Genomic DNA, 17,275 nt, shown 5'->3' on the forward strand with positions numbered 1-17,275 from the left:
CGTCGGGTAAAACGGTGCTATATGTGTTGGGCTTGCTGTACGTCGCTGTAGCGCTTGGCCCAATTGGCAAAGTCGTCGGCCTTAAGTGCTGGCGAATATAAGAAGCCCTGTACCATATCGCAGTGATGTTCTTTGAGCAGCCGCCGTTGCGGCAGTTTCTCCACGCCCTCGGCGATCACTTCCATATTAAAGCTGTGGGCCATGGCGATAATGGCGTTGACCAGCGTTACGCTGTCGCTGCTTTGGTCGATGTCGTGGACGAAGCTGCGATCTATTTTGAGAATGTCGAAGGGGTAGCGCTTGAGGTAGCTCAGTGAGGCGTAGCCCGTGCCGAAGTCGTCGAGTGACAAGCGTACGCCTATTTTCTTAAGTTCCTGGAAACACTGGCGGAGGTTTGGTGTGTCGTTGATTAACAGGCCCTCGGTAATTTCCAGCTCCAGTTGTCGGGCTGGCAGTCCGGATTGTTTGAGCGCGCGGCGCACCGTGTCGACAATCTCCGAGTCTTCAAACTGGCGGGCAGAAATATTTACGGCAATATTGATTTCCGGCAAGCCGGCCTGGCGCCAACGCATTGCCTGTTTGCAGGCATTGATGAGCACCCATTCGCCGATGGCGCCAATTAAACCGCACTCCTCGGCGATTGAGATAAACTGCGCCGGACCGGGGTTGCTCAATTCGTTGTTGTGCCAGCGCAGCAGTACTTCGGCACCCACCAAGCGGTTTTGGCTGAGGTCGATAACGGGTTGGAAATGCAGTTTAAATTCGTCGCGCTCGATCGCGCGGCGCAGCTGTGACTCGGTTTCCAAGCGGCGTTCGGCCTGGCTAGCCATGCCCTGCTGATAAAAGCAGAATTGGTTTCCACCCTTGCCCTTGGCGCCGAACATCGCCGCTTCTGCGCGCCGCAGCAAGGTTTCGGCATCACCGCCGTGCTCGGGATACTGGCTGATGCCGATACTGGCGGAGATATTAATCTCGTGGGTGTCGACGAAGTAGCTGTCGCGAATTTTGGCCAACAAGGTTTCGGCAAAGATACTGGCTTCGTCTGCGCAGCTGTCGTCGCCGAGAATGATCAAAAACTCGTCGGCGCCCAAGTGGGCCACCAGTTGGCTGTCATTGAGACTGCGGCGCAGGCGCTCGGCGGTTTCGCAGAACAAGCGGTCGACGACAAGGTGACCCAATGAGTCGTTGATATAGCGTATGCGATCTAGGTCGATGTGCAAAATTGCAAAGCCGCTGTCTTCATTGCGCTGTTTTTCAATATTGTGCTGCAAGTTTTTCAGTGCCAGCTGGCGATTGGGCAGGCCGGTGAGCACGCTGTAGTGTTCGCGCACAAACAGTCGGTTGGCAATGGCCTTGTTTTCAGAAATATCCTCGCAGCTAAAAATATAGCCTTCTAGGCGGCCCTGTTGGTCGCGCAGTGCCGAGACCACCGCGGCCACGTACTCTTCTCTATCGGCCAGCTGCAAGTGCAATTCGCCCTGCCAGTTTCGCCCCAGCTCAAGGGTGTGGCGGATGCGTTCGCGAGTCTCGTCGGGAATCATTGATAGCAGTGGCGTTATGCCTTCTGAAGAGCGTCCACTGCGGCTGCCCAGTCCGCTGATATTGCGAAATTTGGCGTTGGCATAGCGCGCTTCGAAGTCGGGGCTAAGCAGAATCAGTGCCGAGGGGCTGTGTTCTAACAGCTGGTCTAATTGTTTGGCTCGCTTGCGGCTGTCGGCAAGTTTTTGTTTCTGGGTTTGCGCGCGACTGCCCAGGGCAAGGAAAAAGCACAGCAGGCTCATGGTGAATACCGCCAGCGCCAGCACCGCAGGGTCGTAGCGGCTGTCTGGCAGGAGCGCGCTCGCGGCAGCCAGTGCGGCTGAGGTCAAAAGAGCGATAGCGAGCTGGCTGTATCCCATGGTTTGTCTTTATTGAGTGATAACGTCGTTATGATGGCAGGCGCCAAGGTTTAACGCCAGTATTGCCGGCGTCCGAAGTGCTCATGGCACAGGTGTTGAAAATAAGGTATTAGTGGCCGTCGTTTGGCCTGCGCCGTTGCCGAGAATCGTTTAAGGGGAGTTCATGGGTATCAAGCACACTATCGAGAGGGGTTTTTTAGGTTTGTCGCTGGCAGTTATTGCCGCCTGCGGTGGCAGTGGAACAGCGGGTGAGGGAGATACCACAGGCGGTGGCGGCGATAGTGGCGCCCTGTTTGAGGTAGAGGTGCGGCGCAGTGAATTTGGCATACCGCATATCAAGGCCGACAACTACGCCAGCATGGGCTACGGCTATGGCTATGTGCACGCCGAGGACAACCTCTGCGTGCTGGCTGAAGATTTGCTGACGATTCGCGGTGAGCGCGCCCGCTATCTCGGGCGCGATGGCGAATACCGCATCATCCCCAACGGCTCTGTCGCCAGCAACGTCGACTCGGATTTTTTCTGGCGGGCCGTGGCGACCGACGAGGCGATTGCGCCGATAAAGGCCAACAGTGACGCCGAGGTGGTCGATGCGACACGGGGATTTGTGGCGGGCTATAACCGCTACTTGCGTGAGCTCAAGGCTGGTCAGCACCCCGGTCGGCACCAGGCCTGTCGCGATCAGGCCTGGTTGACGGAGATTAATACTGATGACCTGTATCGGCGTTATTTCCGCTTGTCGATACTGGCGTCCTCATCGGTGTTTGTGAGCGAGATTGCCAACGCCGCGCCGCCCTCCTCCGACAATGTGCCACTGCCGGTCAGCGCGGCGGCCATCGCGGCGCTGGATGCTGAGGACATGCCGCTGGTCGGCGAGCAGCCCTTTGCCAGCAATATGTATGCCCTGGGTTCGCAGGCGACTGATGGCGAGTCGCTGTTGCTGGTCAACCCCCATTTCCCCTGGCAGGGTACCGAGCGACTGTATATGGCGCATATGCAGCTGCCCGATGCCGAAATTATGGGCGCCTCGCTCTACGGCGTGCCGGCGGCGCTGATTGGTTTCAATCAGCATTTTGCCTGGAGCCACACGGTATCGTCGGCCTACCGCTTTACCTTTTATGAATTGACCCTCAACCCGGCCAACCCCACCCAGTATTTCTATGAGGGTGAGCTGCGCGATTTGCAGGCTGTGGACGTTACCGTGCCGGTGCTGGAAAGCGATGGCAGTTTGGGCAGCGAGACGCGAACCTTGTATCGCTCCCATTTCGGGCCGATGTTGGAGTTGGCTGTTTCCGGCGTGCCGGTGTTGGAGTGGTCGGCGGCCAAGGCCTATACCCTGCGCGATGCCAATGCTGAGAACAACCGGATGATCAACCAGTTTTTCCGCTGGAACCGCGCGCAGAGCTTTGAAGAGTTTGTCGAGCTGCACGCCAGCGTATTGGGGGTGCCTTGGGTCAATACCGTGGCCACCGGTCCGGGCAAGCCGGCGTATTATGGCGATTTAACCGTGGTGCCCAATGTGCCCGACAGCAAGGTGCAAAGCTGTGGTGCCCAACCCCTGCAGGCCGCACTGGGCGCATTGTTGCCCGGCCTGCCGATACTGGATGGCTCGCGTGCCGCCTGTGAGTGGGATAATGATGCAGATGCGCCGGCGCCCGGGGTCTTTGGTCGCGCCAACCTGCCATCACTGCAGCGCGACGACTGGGTACACAACTGCAATGACAGCTACTGGCTGACCAACCCCGCTGAACCGCTAACCGGTTTTGCTGGGATTATTGGTAATGAGAATGCCGCCCGCAGCCTGCGTACGCGACTGTGCATACTGCAGGTACAACGCCGTCTGGATGGTAGCGACGGCCTGCCGGCGACCGGTTTTGACATGGCGAGCTTGCAGAGTGTCGCCCTCGACAGCGCGGTGTATTCCGCCGAGCTGGGCAAACAGGCGGTGCTGGATAGTTATTGCCAAATGCCTTCGGCGCTCGGTAGCGCCGGTCCGGTGGATATCGCCAAGGCCTGCCAGGTACTGGATAACTGGCAGGCTAAAAACAACCTGCAGTCGGTGGGTGGCCATCTATGGCGAGAGTTTTGGCGCCGTGCGAAGGACGTTTCGGGATTGTGGCTGACGCCATTCTCCGCGGCGGACCCGGTGAATACACCGCGGGACTTAAATGTACTTAACCCGCAAGTCGAACAGGCCTTTGCCGACGCGGTGCGCGCGGTGCAGGACTCGCCCTTTGCTGAAGACAGCGCCATCATCGACCTGCAGTACTCGGGTATTCATCAGCAGCAGATTCCCATCTTTGGCGGCGAGAGCTTTGCCGGTTCTTTTACTATTGCCAGTGCGGGGCCGCTGAGCGAAGACGGTTACCCGGTGACCTATGGCAACAGCTACGTGCAGACGGTAAGTTGGGACGAGTCGGGAGCGCCGGTGGCCGAGGGCTTTATTACCTACTCCCAGTCTACCGACCCGGCCTCGCCCTACTACCAGGACATGACCGAGGCCTATTCCGCGAAGAACTGGATTCGCTTTCCGTGGAAGGACGCCGATATTGCGGCGAAAACCCGGGAGACATTGCTGCTTAGCGAGTAATTGCGCTGCTGGGCTTGCGGGCGATAAAGGCGCTTTGCAGGGCGTATTCCTCGCCCTGCAGGTCTAGGTCTTCGCGATTCAGCAAAATGTCGAAGCCGGCAAACTGTTCGGCGAGCTCACCGGCGGTCAACAGAAAATGGGCATTGCTGGGGCCCCGCTGGTGGCGGCGCCGGGTGTTAAAGGTCTGGTAGAAAAGCAGCCCGCCGGGCTGTAGTGCTGCGCCGAGAGTGCAGAGCAGAGGCCGGTGCAGGTAATAGCTGACGACGATGACGGCATAGCGGCCGGCGGCGTCGGGCGGCAAGCCGTCGGCTTCCAGGTCGCGCTGCTGGCAACGGATGGGCAGTTGCCGCTGCGCCGCATAATCGGCGAGCTTGTGCAGGGCGGTACTGGCGTAGTCCACCGCGTCGACCTGCAGTCCCGCCTCGGCCAGTAGTACGGCGTTGCCACCCAAGCCGCAGGCGACATCTAGCGCCAGGCCCTGCTGGGGCAGCCGGGATTGGTACTCGCGCAGTAGCCAGCAAGCCGGTTGTGGCAGGCTGGCGGTCGCGTATTTTTGCTGCCATTTGGCGAGGCTCATCAGCGCCGCCAAAACGCCGGCATAAGCAATACCAGCAAGGTGAAGATTTCCAGTCGACCGAGCAGCATGGCATAGCAGAGAATCCACTTGCCGGGGTGGCTGACGCTGCTGTAATTGGCGGCAACCTCGCCCAATCCGGGCCCCATGTTGTTAATGGCCGCAGCGGTCGCCGAAAACGCCGACAGAAAGTCGAGGCCGCAGGCCATCATCGCCAGCGTAATGCCCATAAACGAGATCAGGTAGACGCCGACAAAGCTCCACACCGCGCTCACCACCTTGGCTTCCACCCGGTGGGAACCGATTTTGAGGGGAATCACCGCGCTGGGGTGTATTAGCTGCTTGAGCTCGCGGATGCCCTGCTTGGTCACCAGCATAATACGCACCGCTTTCATGCCGCCGCCAGTTGAGCCGGCGCAGCCGCCGACAAAGGACAACATCAGCAGGCCAACGGGTAAAAAGCTTGGCCATATTGCGTAGTTATCTGCGGCAAAGCCGGTAGTGGTGGCGATGGAGACGGTGTGAAAGATGCCGTTGACCAGTCCTTCCGACCAGCTCTGGGTGTCGCTGACAATCAAATAGGCGCACACCGACAGTGTGGCTGTCGCCATTACCCCAAGATAAAACTTGGTCTCCGAATCGCTGCCGTAGATTTTTGGGCTGCGCGAGCGCCAGGCGTGGAAGTGTATGGCGAAACTCATGCCGGACAGCAGCATAAACACGCTACAGATCATCAAAATTAGCGGGCTGTTGAAAAAGCCCATGCTGGCATCGTGAGTGGAAAAGCCGCCGATGGCGACGGTGGAAAAGGCGTGGCAGATGGCGTCGAAAACGCTCATGCCGGCCAGCCAATAGGCCAGCGCACAGGCGAGAGTAAGCGCTACATACATCAAAAACAGCACCTTGGCGGTGCCGGTAATGCGCGGCGTGAGTTTGTTGTCTTTGACCGGGCCGGGGGTTTCGGCTCGGTAGAGCTGCATGCCACCAATGCCCAGTATCGGCAGAATGGCCACCGCGATGACGATGATGCCGATGCCGCCCAGCCACTGCAGGAACTGGCGGTAGAACAAAATGGATATCGGCAGTTCGTCAATGCCGACGATGACCGTGGCACCGGTGGTGGTCAGCCCGGAAATGGACTCAAAGACCGCCTCGCTAAACGACAGCCCGGGGCTGTCGGCGAGAAAAAACGGCAGTGAACCGAATACGCCGAGTACCGTCCAGAACAGCGATACCACCAGAAAGCCGTCGCGGATACCGAGCTCGGGCTGGCGGCCTCGGCTGAGCAGCCACAGTAGCAGACCGCTGCAAAAGGTCAGCGCAAAGGCGTAGCCAAAGGCGTGCAGCGCGCCGTCGCGGGACACCACAGAAAATGCCGCCGGCAACACCATGGTCAGGCTAAAGACCATAAGCAACATGCCAATAATGCGACAGATGGTGATCAGGTGCATGAGCGGTCCTGTTTAAAAGAAGGTAAAGCCGACGGAAAATAGTTTTTCCACCGCCTTAATTTTGCCCTTGTCGACCAGGAACAGAATCAGGTGATCTTCGCTGGCTACAGTGAGGTGGCTGTGGGCGATCAATACTTCGTCGCCGCGTACGATGGCGCCAATGGTGACACCCTCAGGCAGGTCGATTTCGTCCAGCCGGCGGCCCACCACTTTCGATGAGCGGCTGTCGCCGTGGGCAATGATCTCCAAGGCCTCGGCGGCGCCGCGGCGCAGTGAGTGCACATTGTAGATGTCGCCGCGGCGGACATGGGTAAGTAAGCTGCCGATGGTGATTTGCTGTGGTGAAATAGCGATATCGATCTCGCCGCCCTGCACTAACTCAACGTAGGCGGGGTTGGTGATCAGGGTGATGACTTTTTTAGCGCCCATGCGCTTGGCCAGCAGCGAGGACATAATATTGGCCTCGTCGTCGTTGGTCAGGGCCAGGAAAACATCGGTTTCCTCGATATTTTCCTGGGCCAGCAATTCGTGATCGGAGGCGCCGCCGTGCAGCACAATGGCGTTGCGCAGCTGTTCTGAAAGGGTGCGGCAGCGGTCGTAGCTGCGCTCAATAATCTTGACGTTGTAGCGCCCTTCTACTGCGCGGGCCAGGCGTTCGCCGATATTGCCGCCGCCGGCAATGATCAGCCGCTTGTAGCGGGTGTCGATGCGGCGCAGTTCACTCATCACCGGCATCACGTTTTTCTTGGCGGCGATAAAAAATACCTCATCGCCGGCTTCCACCACGGTGGTACCGGTGGGCACAATGGCGTTACCGCGACGGAAGATCGCCGCTACCCGGGTGTCGACCTGGGGCATGTGTTCGCGGATGGTCGCCAGCTCGTTGCCGACCAAGGGGCCGCCGTAATAGGCCTTAACGGCAACCAGCTGTACTTTGCCGTCGGCGAAATCCAGCACCTGCAGCGATCCCGGATATTGCAGCAACCGCTTGATATAGCGGCAGACCAGTTCTTCCGGGCTGATAAAGACGTCGATGGGAATGGCATCGCTGCCAAATAGTCTCGACTCGCTGGTGTAGGCACTGGAGCGAATGCGGGAGATTTTGGTGGGCGTGCGGAACAGGCTGGCAGCAACCTGGCAGGCCACCATATTGATTTCGTCGCTGCTGGTCACGGCAATTAGCAGGTCGGCATCATCGGCGCCGGCGCGGCCGAGTACATCCGGGTGAGAGGCGGCGCCACACACCGTGCCGATATCCAGCCGGTCTTGCAGTTCGCGCAGTCGCTCGGGGTCTTTGTCGACCACGGTGATATCGTTGTGTTCACTGGCCAGGTTGGCGGCCAGTGTGCCGCCAACCTGGCCGGCACCGAGAATGATGATTTTCATAAAATTGCTGCCGCCACTGCGCGATTTGCGCCAATTGTGCGCTGATTAGCGCCTGTGTCTCAAGGGCTTAATGCTGTCCCCGGCTACTGCTTTATCAGCTTAGCGTAGAAGAAGCCGTCTGCGCCCTCCTGCGAAGGCAGTATCTGGCGGCCAACTTCGCGGTCGAGCCCCCAGTCTACCGCCAGTGCTTCGCAGTTGGCGTCGTCGTGGCGCTGCAGAAAATGCCGTATCTGCTGCTCGTTTTCCTCGGGCAGCACCGAGCAGGTGGCGTATAGCAAAATGCCGCCGGGGGCCAGACAGCCCCACAGGGCGTCAAGCATTTGCGCCTGCAAGACGGCCAGCTCGGCAATGTCGCTGGCGCGCCGGTGCAGGCGAATATCCGGGTTGCGGCGCAGCACGCCGGTGGCGCTGCAGGGCGCGTCCAGCAAAATGCGCTCGAAGGCCTTGCCGTCCCACCACTGCTCGGGTCGGGCGGCATCGGCGGCCTGGCAGTTGGCGGCCAGATCTAGGCGGTGCAGGTTCTCGGCTATGCGCTCCAGGCGCGTGGCGTCGATATCCAGGGCGATCAGCTCACTGAGATCCGGTTCGGCCTCGAGGATGGCGCCGCTTTTACCGCCGGGGGCGGCGCAGGCGTCGAGCACCCGCTGGCCGGGCTGTAAGTCTAACAGGGAGGTACACAACTGGGCGGCTTCATCCTGCACCGATACCGCGCCGCCAAAAAAGCCCGGCAGCGCATCGACGCCCACGGCGTGGCCAAGGCGGATGCCCTGGGGGCTGAATTGACAGGCATCGGCGGCGATGTCGGCCTGCGCTAACTGCTGCAGATATTGCTGTCGGTCGCCGCGCAGGCGATTGACCCGCAGGCACATCGGCGGGTGGCTGTTGTTGGCCGCCAGTACAGCGCTAGCCTGCTCCGGCCAGGCGGTGTTAATGGCCTTGTACAACCACGGCGGATGGCCGCTGGCCGCGGCGGCGGGCAAGTTTGCAAACAGTGCTTCGCCGTCGCGCTGGCAGCGCCGCAGGATGGCGTTGCACAGGCCGGCGGCCCATTTTTTGTTCAGCGCCCGGCAGCCGTCGACCGCGCTGCTTATGGCGGCGTGGGCGGGAATGCGGGTATGGAACAGCTGGTAGGCGCCGATGTAGATCAACATGCGCACATCGTCGTCGCGGCGCTTCAGGCCCTTGCTGAAGCAGGGTTTGAGCGCGGCGTCGAGGCGCCAATACTGGCGCAGGGTGCCGTAACACAGCTCGCGGTACAGAGAGCGCTGGTTGTCGGCCAGCGGTTTTTCTTCCAGCGGCAGTTGGCGGCTCAGTGACTGGCCGTCGAGCACGGCGGCCAGGCAGCGGGCGGCGGCGACCCGTGGGCAGCTCATAGCTTGCCCAACATAACGCCGGGGGCAAAGCGCGCGGCGTGGCCATTGAGGATGTCGGCTACGGCCATCTGCCGGGCATTGGGCAGCTGCAGGCTGAGCAGGCGCAGGGCGCCGTCGCCACAGGCCACTACCACACCGGTTTTGTCGGCGCTGAGAATTTCGCCGGCGCGGCCGCGGCCGGCTTCCGGGCGGGCTTGCCAGATGCGCAGGCGATCATCGCCCAGCTCGGTATAGCACACCGGGAAAGGAATAAAGGCGCGAATCTGTCGGTCCAGCTCAATGGCGCTGCGCTGCCAGTCGATCTGCCCTTCCTGCTTATCGAGCTTGGCGGCGTAATTACTCAGGCTGTCGTCCTGAACCTCGGGCTGGGCGCTGCCGCTGGCGAGTTGGTCCAGCGCGGTGACCAGTGCGGGACCGCCCAGCTCGGCGAGCTTGTCGTGCAGGCTGGCACTGGTGTCGTCGGCGTCGATGGCGCAGCGCACTTTGTGCAGCATATCGCCAGTATCCAGTCCGGCGGCCATCTGCATAACCGTGACCCCGGTGTCGGCGTCGCCCGCTTCAATGGCTCGCTGAATGGGCGCGGCGCCGCGCCAGCGCGGCAGCAGCGAAGCGTGCACATTGACGCAGCCCAGGCGCGGAATATCGAGCACCGCCTGGGGCAGGATCAGCCCGTAGGCGACCACCACCATCAGATCGGCGCCCAGTGCGGCCAGCGCGTTGCGGTCTTGCTGCTGCTTGAAATTAAGCGGCTGCAATACCGGCAGTCCGGTCTGTTCGGCAAGCTGCTTAACCGGGCTGGGACGCGGTTTTTTGCCGCGCCCGGCGGGGCGGTCGGGTTGGGTGTAGACCGCCACGACCTGGTGGCGGCCGTCGTCTAGCAGGGCCTGCAGGTGTTTTGCGGCAAAATCGGGGGTGCCGGCAAAAACCAGCTTGAGTGCAGTGGCGGCCACAGCCGTCTCCTATGCCTGACGTTTGTGGATCTTTTCCAGCTTGCTGCGGATGCGGTTGCGCTTCAGGGGCGACAGGTAGTCGACAAAGAGTTTGCCCAGCAGGTGGTCGTTTTCGTGCTGTATACACACCGCCAGCAGACCTTCCGGCTCCATTTCAAAGCTGTCGCCGTTGCGATCCAGTGCCTTGACGCGAATGTGCCGGGGGCGCGCCACGGTTTCGTAGAAGCCGGGAATCGACAGGCAGCCCTCGTCGTACTGGAAGATCTCCTCGTCGAGGACGGTGATTTCCGGGTTGATAAATACCAGGGGTTCGCTGCGATCCTCGCTGGTATCAATCACCACGATTTGCTCGTGAACGTCGACCTGGCTGGCGGCTAAGCCGACGCCCGGGGCCTCGTACATAGTGTCGAACATATCGTCTATAAGTTGGCGGACGCGATCGTCAACTGCGGCCACCGGTTTGGCGACGGTGCGCAGGCGAGGATCGGGAAATTCAAGAATCTCAAGTACTGCCATAAGTGAATGTGACCAAGTTGTCGTGTATGTTGCCTAACTATTGCTAATATAAAGAGTATTCGCAATCGCAGAGCCGGATATCGGGTCGGGTGGCAGCGCCGCCTGCTTGCAGAACGATAACAATATGCCGCTGCCGCGACAGCCATTTATTATACCGCGAGCGAAGCGGAAATGCCTGATCGTCGCGCCCCGTCGGGTTGCCGGTGGGCAATAAGGTCGCTTGAAGGAAGGTGTTATGAAGAAAACTGTGCTGGGTCTGCTGTTCTGTATGTTGGTGAGCGTTGCCCAAGCCGGCGATGTTTTGTCGCTTAAGGCGGGTCATCCGCAGACTTACGTGGTCAAGCGCGGAGATACGCTATGGGATATTTCGGCGATGTTTCTCGACGACCCCTGGCTGTGGCCGGAGTTGTGGTACTACAACCCGCAGGTGGAAAACCCCCACCTGATTTATCCCGGTGACGTGCTGAAACTGATGTGGGTGGACGGAAAACCCGTGTTGGTGCGCAATCCACAGGCCGGCGATGGCGTGGTGAAATTAACTCCGCAAATGCGCATTTCCGATATCAGCGATGCCATTCCGGCTATTCCCCTCGATGTTATCGCCCCCTTCCTGACCCGCAGCCGCGTTGTTGACGACGGTGTGTTGGAGGGCGCGCCCTATGTGTTGTCGGGCAAGCGCGGCAATATTGTTGCCGGTGCCGGCGACGAGATTCTCGGTAGGGGTGACTTTGGCGACGGCGACAACTACGGCATCTATCGTCGCGGCAAGGTCTATGTGGATCCGCGCAGCCGCGAGTTGCTGGGTGTTGAGGCCATTGATGTAGGCAGTGCCCACCTGCTGCACAGTGAGGGCGATATCGCGACCCTGGCATTGAATCGCAGTACCCAGGAGATTCGCCGCGCCGACCGCTTCCTGCCGCTGGAGTCGCGGCAGCTGACTGCCCGCTTTGAGCCGCAGGCCGCAGAGGTCGACACCAAGGGCTATATTATTGCTGTTGAAGGTGGGGTCACCCAGGTCGGCAGTATGGATGTGGTGACCTTGAACCTCGGTAAGCGCAATGAAGTAGCCGCTGGCGACGTCATGGCGATCTACACCACTGGTGTCGTGGTTAGCGATCCTCTCACCGGTGAGCGACTGCAGGCACCGGATGTCCGTGCTGGCGTATTGATGGTGTTCCGGGTGTTTGACAAGGTCAGCTATGGGCTGGTGCTCAAAGCTGAGCAGACCCTGAAAGTGGGGGATAAGGTCCGCAATCCCTAGGGGGTTAATATCTAGGGGTTTAATGTCTGAGTTAGGGCGCTGTTGCTGGCGCCTCGCCAAAGTCGTGCAAGGATGCTGACGATGGAACATACCGCAATCCTGTGGCTGCTGTTGCAACAGCAGCTAAACATCCCCCCCGCACGCCTTCGCGCCCTGATGCGGCTGGTGGCCTGCCCCCGGCAATTGCCTGGTATTGACCCTCAGCAGCTGCAGCAGTTTGTGCTGCAGCGCTTTGGTGAGGATGCCGCCAGCCAGCAATTGCTGGACCAGCGGCTGCGCGATGATATTGTCGAGTCGCTGGCGGATACCGGCGCGGTGCAGCGGCTGGTCGAGCAACTGCAGGCCGCTGACTGCCAGCTGGTTAGTCTTGCGGATAGTGATTATCCCTGGTTACTCAGTGAAATTGCCGATCCACCGCCGCTGTTGTTCTTGCGGGGCCGCCGCGAGTTGTTGGCGGCGACCATGCTGGCCGTGGTTGGCAGTCGTCGCCCGAGTCGTCGGGGTGAGCAAGACGCCTACGCGTTTGCCGGCGCGCTGGCCGAGCGGGGGTTTACCATTGCCAGCGGCATGGCGATGGGCATCGATGGCGCGGCCCATGCGGCTGCGCTGGAGCAGCCCAGCCGTTCGGTGGCGGTGCTGGGCTGTGGGGTTGATACCTGCTATCCGCGCCGGAATCAGGCCTTGTATGGCCAGTTGGCTGAACGGGGACTGTTGATCAGCGAATATGCCCTGGGAAGCCCTCCCCTGCCCCACCAATTCCCGCGGCGCAACCGTATTATCAGTGGCCTAAGCGTGGGCGTGTTGGTTGTTGAGGCGGCGACTAACAGCGGTTCGCTGATTACCGCCCGCCAGGCCTTGGAGCAAAATCGCGAGGTGTTTGCCCTGCCTGGATCCATTCACAACCCGGCCAGTCGCGGCTGCAATGCCTTGATCCGTCAGGGGGCCAAACTGGTTGAGACCCTGGATGATATCTACGAGGAGTTGCCGGCCCTGCCAGCGGCGGGCGCCGCCGAGCGCGTAGCGGTTGACGCTGCCGGCGCCGAGCCGGCGCTGTTGGCGCTGTTGGAATTTGCGCCGCTCAGTCTTGAATCCCTCGCCGCGCGCAGTGAACTGCCGGTGCCCAGTTTGCTGGCGGCGCTCTGTGAGCTGGAGGTGTCGGGTTGGGTTGAGCAGTGCCGCGGAGGCTGGCAGCGCTGCCGCTAAGTTGCAATGACGGCCGCCTTTGGGTACTTTTGCGGCCACTATCGCTGGCGCCCACCCATTGCCGGTCGTTGCATTGCAGGATCTGCTCACCATGACCTCAGTTTTATCCTATCGATTGCGCCGCGCCGCCGATTTATTGCGGGCCGGAGCGGTGCTTGCCCATCCCACTGAGGCGGTGTGGGGGCTGGCTTGCCTGCCGGGCGATGCGGCGGCGGTGGCGCGTATTTGTGAGCTTAAGCAGCGCGACCCCGGCAAGGGCTTGTTGCTGGTTGCCGACAGCGTAGAGCGCCTGGCGCCGCTGCTGGCCGCTTTGCCGCCGGCGCGCCGGGACGCCTTGCTAGCCAGCTGGCCGGGGCCGGTCAGTTGGGTGATTCCCGATACAGAATTTGCCCCCGACTGGGTGCGCGGTCGTCACCCCAGTGTCGCCGTGCGAGTGAGTGATCACCCTCTTACCGCGCAGCTGTGCCGCGCGGTCGGCAGTTGTCTGGTGTCGACCTCGGCCAACCCCGCGGGTCGCGAGCCGGCGCGCAGCCAGTATCAGGCGCAGCGCTATTTCGGCGCCGCGGTAAATTATTATTTGCCCGGCCGCCTGGGCGGCCGCACACAGCCCAGTCGCATTTGCGATGCCTTGAGCGGCGACATTCTACGGCCGGGCTAGGAGTAACTATGAGCAACATTGATATCGCCGCTGTAAAACAGTACTTACTGGGCCTGCAGGATCAAATTTGCGCCGCGATAGAAGCTTGCGACGGCGGTGCGCGCTTTGTTGAAGACGACTGGGGTCGCGGTCGCAGCCGGGTAATGACCGATGGCGCACTGATCGAAAAGGGCGGGGTGAATTTCTCCCATGTACAGGGCGATGCCATGCCCGCCAGTGCCAGTGCTCACCGCCCGGAGCTGGCGGGCCGCAGCTACCAGGCGATGGGCGTGTCGCTGGTGATTCACCCGCTCAACCCCTACTTGCCGACGAGTCACGCCAATGTGCGATTTTTTGTCGCCGAGAAAGACGGCGAGGAGCCGGTTTGGTGGTTTGGTGGCGGCTATGACCTGACCCCCTATTACGGCTTTGAAGAAGATTGCCGTCACTGGCATCAGACCGCTTTCGACGCCTGCGCGCCCTTTGGTGAAGAGGTGTATCCGCGCTACAAACAATGGTGCGACGACTATTTTTACTTGAAGCACCGCGATGAAGCGCGGGGAATTGGCGGCCTGTTCTTTGACGACCTGAATGAAGGCGGCTTTGAACGTTGCTTCGCGTTTATGCGCGCGGTGGGCGACTCCTACGTTAACGCCTATTTGCCGATTCTCCAGCGTCGTCGCGACACCCCTTGGGGCGAGCGCGAGCGCGAGTTCCAACTCTACCGCCGCGGCCGCTATGTGGAATTCAATCTGGTGTACGATCGCGGCACCTTGTTTGGCCTGCAGAGCGGCGGTCGCACCGAATCAATTTTGATGTCGCTGCCACCGCTGGTGCGATGGGAGTACAATTGGCGCCCGGACGAGGACAGTGCCGAACAGGCACTGTATCGAGATTTTCTGCCACCTAGGGATTGGTTAGCGTAGGTTTATGGATACAGTCGATCAGTACGCGGTGTATGGCAATCCTGTCAAACACAGTAAATCACCACAGATTCACGCGGCCTTTGCCGAGCAGACCGGCCAGCTTCTTCACTATCGCGCGCACAAGGTCGAGCTGGGCCGTTTTGCCGAGGCGGCGGCTGAATTTTTTCGCAACGGCGGTCGCGGCCTCAATATCACCGTGCCGTTTAAGCTCGATGCCTTTGAATTTGCCGACGAGCTCAGCGGTCGCGCGCGCCGGGCTGGCGCCGTCAATACCTTGGCGCGCGGTGAAGACGGGCGGATTTACGGCGACAACACCGATGGCGTCGGCATGGTGCGCGATATCAATGACAACCTCGGCTGGCAGCTGGGGGGGCGGCGGATTTTGGTGTTGGGCGCGGGCGGTGCGGTGCGCGGTATTCTCGGGCCGCTGCTTAAGCAGCGCCCCAGTGAAGTGGTGATCGCCAACCGCACGCCGGCCAAGGCAGAGGCCCTGGCGGAGTTGTTTGCCGAGCTGGGGGCGGTAAGCGGTCGGCCCTTCGAGGCCTTGGCGGGCAGTCAGTTCGATTTGATTATCAACGGTACCAGCGCCAGTATGAGCGGCGACCTACCGCCCTTACCTTCGCACATACTCAGCAATGAGGGTTGTGCCTACGACATGATGTACGGTGCCGAACCCACGCCCTTTATGCGCTGGGCGGCGGCCGAGACGGCCTGGGCAGTGTCCGATGGTCTGGGCATGTTGGTTGAACAGGCTGCTGAGTCTTTCTGTATTTGGCGCGGCCTGCGCCCGGATACCCGGCCGGTGATCGAATTGATTCGCCAGTCGCTGTCCCTCTAATTTTTTGCGGATACGGTTTTTATGTTGTTAGTTCTGGCGACCTTGGTGCTCGGCCTGGTGATTTTGGTGTGGAGCGCCGATCGCTTTGTGATCGGCGCCTCTGCGGCGGCCTCTATTCTGGGAGTCTCGACCCTGGTCGTGGGTATATTGGTTGTCGGTATCGGCACCTCGGCACCGGAAATGCTGGTGTCGGCGATGGCCGCGGCCGACGGCCAAGCGGGCCTGTCGGTGGGTAATGCCCTGGGCTCGAATATCACCAATATCGCGCTGATCCTTGGTTTGACCGCCCTGCTTATTCCGCTGCGAGTGCAGAGCAAGCTGATTACCCGGGAGATTCCGCTGCTGTTGCTGGTGATGGTTGGCGGCTACTTCCTGCTGCGCGACGGCGTGCTGGACTTTACCGACGGCCTGCTGTTGCTGGCCGGCTTTGTCGCGGTGGTACTGCGCCAGCTGTGGGAAGCCAAGCACAGCTCGGGCGATGCCATCGAGGCGGAATACGAGGCGGAAATTCCCCGCGATATGTCGCTGCCGGTGGCCTTGGGCTGGCTGCTGTTGGGCTTGGTGTTGTTGATGGCTTCCGCGCGAATGCTGGTGTGGTCGGCGGTCGAGTTGGCGCTGGCCTTTGGCGTCAGCGATTTGGTTATCGGCCTGACGGTGGTGGCCATCGGCACCAGTCTGCCGGAGCTGGCGGCCTCGCTGGCGGCGGCGCGCAAGGGTGAGCACGATATTGCCATTGGCAATGTGGTGGGTTCCAACCTGTTTAATTTGCTGGGCGTCATGGCCCTGCCGGGGGTGATTGCCCCGGGCGCCATTGATGCCGGCGTGGTAAATCGCGATTATCCGCTGATGTTGCTGCTGACGGTGGCGTTCTACCTGCTGGCCTTCGGGCCGCGCAAGGCGCCGGCTATCCGCCGCTATGAGGGCGGCTTGTTGCTGCTGGTCTACTTTGCCTACCTGGGCTATCTACTGGTCGACACCGGGGCTATCGCGCTCTAACTCGGCGATGTGGCGATCTTTCAGCTTGCGGTAATTGGCCGAGCTGTAGCAAAAGTAGTCGTACTCCTTGTCGTTTAACGGGCGCACCGCTTTGGCGGGGCTGCCGACATAGAGGTGGCCGCTGGCGAGGCGCTTTCCCGGCGGGACCAGGCTGTTGGCACCGACCACTACATCGTCTTCGATCACCGCACCGTCCATTACGATACTGCCCATACCGATCAACACGCGGTTGCCGATTTCGCAGCCGTGCAGAGTGACGCTGTGTGCCACTGTGACATCGTCACCGATGGTCAGTGGGTAGCCGTCGGGGTTGAAGGGGCCGGCGTGGGTGATGTGCAACACGCTGTTGTCTTGAATGCTGCAGCGCTGGCCAATGCGGATGCGGTGCATATCGCCACGCACGGTGGTTTGCGGCCAGATGGAGCTGTCGTCGCCGAGTTCGACGTCGCCAATCACCACGGCACTGGGGTCGATAAATACCCGTTGTCCCAGGCGCGGGGTTTGGCCCTCGAAGGCGCGGGTGTAAAGGCGGGCTTGGTAGCGCATGGTGTCGGACTCCTGGTTGCGATGCCAGTTGTCATTGTAGCGGCGCTGTCGGCTGAGGAACATCACCCGCGCGGGAGCTGTGCTGGCCGATCTGTTAAGCTGGCCATCTGAATTGAGCAATGGTTGAGAG

At 60.8% G+C, this 17,275-nt stretch carries 15 protein-coding genes; 7 read left to right on the top strand and 8 right to left on the bottom strand.

Translation table 11 applies throughout. From position 1 onward, the window contains the following. Window positions 1-17 precede the first annotated feature (17 nt). Window positions 18-1,898, bottom strand: coding sequence for a putative bifunctional diguanylate cyclase/phosphodiesterase (locus tag ABYM29_RS00720; protein WP_372860860.1), 1,881 nt, complete (start codon window positions 1,896-1,898; stop codon window positions 18-20). A gap of 163 nt (window positions 1,899-2,061) precedes the next feature. On the opposite strand from ABYM29_RS00720, the gene ABYM29_RS00725 reads away from it, so the two are divergent. Further along, a complete protein-coding gene (locus ABYM29_RS00725; RefSeq protein ID WP_372860862.1) occupies window positions 2,062-4,488 on the top strand; it encodes a penicillin acylase family protein in 2,427 nt (808 codons plus the stop codon). Here the strand turns inward: ABYM29_RS00725 and ABYM29_RS00730 are convergent. The 6 genes from ABYM29_RS00730 to def form a co-directional block, all read right to left on the bottom strand. Then, window positions 4,478-5,065, bottom strand: a complete 588-nt coding sequence (locus ABYM29_RS00730; protein WP_372860864.1) for a class I SAM-dependent methyltransferase — start codon at window positions 5,063-5,065, stop codon at window positions 4,478-4,480. The two genes, ABYM29_RS00725 and ABYM29_RS00730, sit on opposite strands and share 11 nt — an antisense overlap. Further along, window positions 5,065-6,513, bottom strand: a complete 1,449-nt coding sequence (locus tag ABYM29_RS00735) for a TrkH family potassium uptake protein (protein ID WP_372860867.1) — start codon at window positions 6,511-6,513, stop codon at window positions 5,065-5,067. Before ABYM29_RS00735 ends, ABYM29_RS00730 begins: the two co-directional genes overlap by 1 nt. A gap of 12 nt (window positions 6,514-6,525) precedes the next feature. Further along, on the bottom strand, window positions 6,526-7,899 hold the full coding sequence (gene trkA, locus ABYM29_RS00740; RefSeq protein WP_372860869.1) for a Trk system potassium transporter TrkA: 1,374 nt from the start codon (window positions 7,897-7,899) through the stop codon (window positions 6,526-6,528). Window positions 7,900-7,982: 83 nt separating this feature from the next. Then, window positions 7,983-9,272, bottom strand: a complete 1,290-nt coding sequence (gene rsmB / locus ABYM29_RS00745) for a 16S rRNA (cytosine(967)-C(5))-methyltransferase RsmB (protein WP_372860872.1) — start codon at window positions 9,270-9,272, stop codon at window positions 7,983-7,985. Further along, window positions 9,269-10,222 carry a methionyl-tRNA formyltransferase gene (gene fmt / locus ABYM29_RS00750; RefSeq protein WP_372860874.1) on the bottom strand — a complete coding sequence of 318 codons (954 nt, stop codon included), beginning with the start codon at window positions 10,220-10,222 and terminating at the stop codon, window positions 9,269-9,271. Before fmt ends, rsmB begins: the two co-directional genes overlap by 4 nt. A gap of 9 nt (window positions 10,223-10,231) precedes the next feature. Continuing rightward, window positions 10,232-10,738, bottom strand: coding sequence for a peptide deformylase (gene def, locus ABYM29_RS00755; RefSeq protein WP_372860876.1), 507 nt, complete (start codon window positions 10,736-10,738; stop codon window positions 10,232-10,234). A 235-nt stretch (window positions 10,739-10,973) separates the two neighbouring features. On the opposite strand from def, the gene ABYM29_RS00760 reads away from it, so the two are divergent. The 6 genes from ABYM29_RS00760 (at window position 10,974) to ABYM29_RS00785 (ending at window position 16,599) form a co-directional block, all read left to right on the top strand. Next, window positions 10,974-11,999, top strand: a complete 1,026-nt coding sequence (locus tag ABYM29_RS00760) for a LysM peptidoglycan-binding domain-containing protein (protein WP_372860878.1) — start codon at window positions 10,974-10,976, stop codon at window positions 11,997-11,999. Window positions 12,000-12,080: 81 nt separating this feature from the next. After that, window positions 12,081-13,202, top strand: coding sequence for a DNA-processing protein DprA (dprA, locus tag ABYM29_RS00765; protein WP_372860881.1), 1,122 nt, complete (start codon window positions 12,081-12,083; stop codon window positions 13,200-13,202). A gap of 91 nt (window positions 13,203-13,293) precedes the next feature. After that, window positions 13,294-13,860, top strand: a complete 567-nt coding sequence (locus tag ABYM29_RS00770) for an L-threonylcarbamoyladenylate synthase (RefSeq protein WP_372860883.1) — start codon at window positions 13,294-13,296, stop codon at window positions 13,858-13,860. An 8-nt stretch (window positions 13,861-13,868) separates the two neighbouring features. Then, window positions 13,869-14,765 carry an oxygen-dependent coproporphyrinogen oxidase gene (hemF, locus tag ABYM29_RS00775; RefSeq protein ID WP_372860885.1) on the top strand — a complete coding sequence of 299 codons (897 nt, stop codon included), beginning with the start codon at window positions 13,869-13,871 and terminating at the stop codon, window positions 14,763-14,765. A 4-nt stretch (window positions 14,766-14,769) separates the two neighbouring features. Next, window positions 14,770-15,603, top strand: coding sequence for a shikimate dehydrogenase (aroE, locus tag ABYM29_RS00780; protein ID WP_372860887.1), 834 nt, complete (start codon window positions 14,770-14,772; stop codon window positions 15,601-15,603). A gap of 21 nt (window positions 15,604-15,624) precedes the next feature. Continuing rightward, window positions 15,625-16,599: a calcium/sodium antiporter gene (locus ABYM29_RS00785; RefSeq protein WP_372860890.1), complete on the top strand. Its 975-nt coding sequence runs from the start codon at window positions 15,625-15,627 to the stop codon at window positions 16,597-16,599. Here ABYM29_RS00785 and ABYM29_RS00790 read toward each other — a convergent pair. Further along, a complete protein-coding gene (locus tag ABYM29_RS00790; RefSeq protein ID WP_372860962.1) occupies window positions 16,567-17,145 on the bottom strand; it encodes a gamma carbonic anhydrase family protein in 579 nt (192 codons plus the stop codon). The two genes, ABYM29_RS00785 and ABYM29_RS00790, sit on opposite strands and share 33 nt — an antisense overlap. Between the last annotated feature and the right edge of the window lie 130 nt (window positions 17,146-17,275).

It is taken from the genome of Spongiibacter sp., from assembly GCF_041602295.1.
Lineage (GTDB): Bacteria > Pseudomonadota > Gammaproteobacteria > Pseudomonadales > Spongiibacteraceae > Spongiibacter.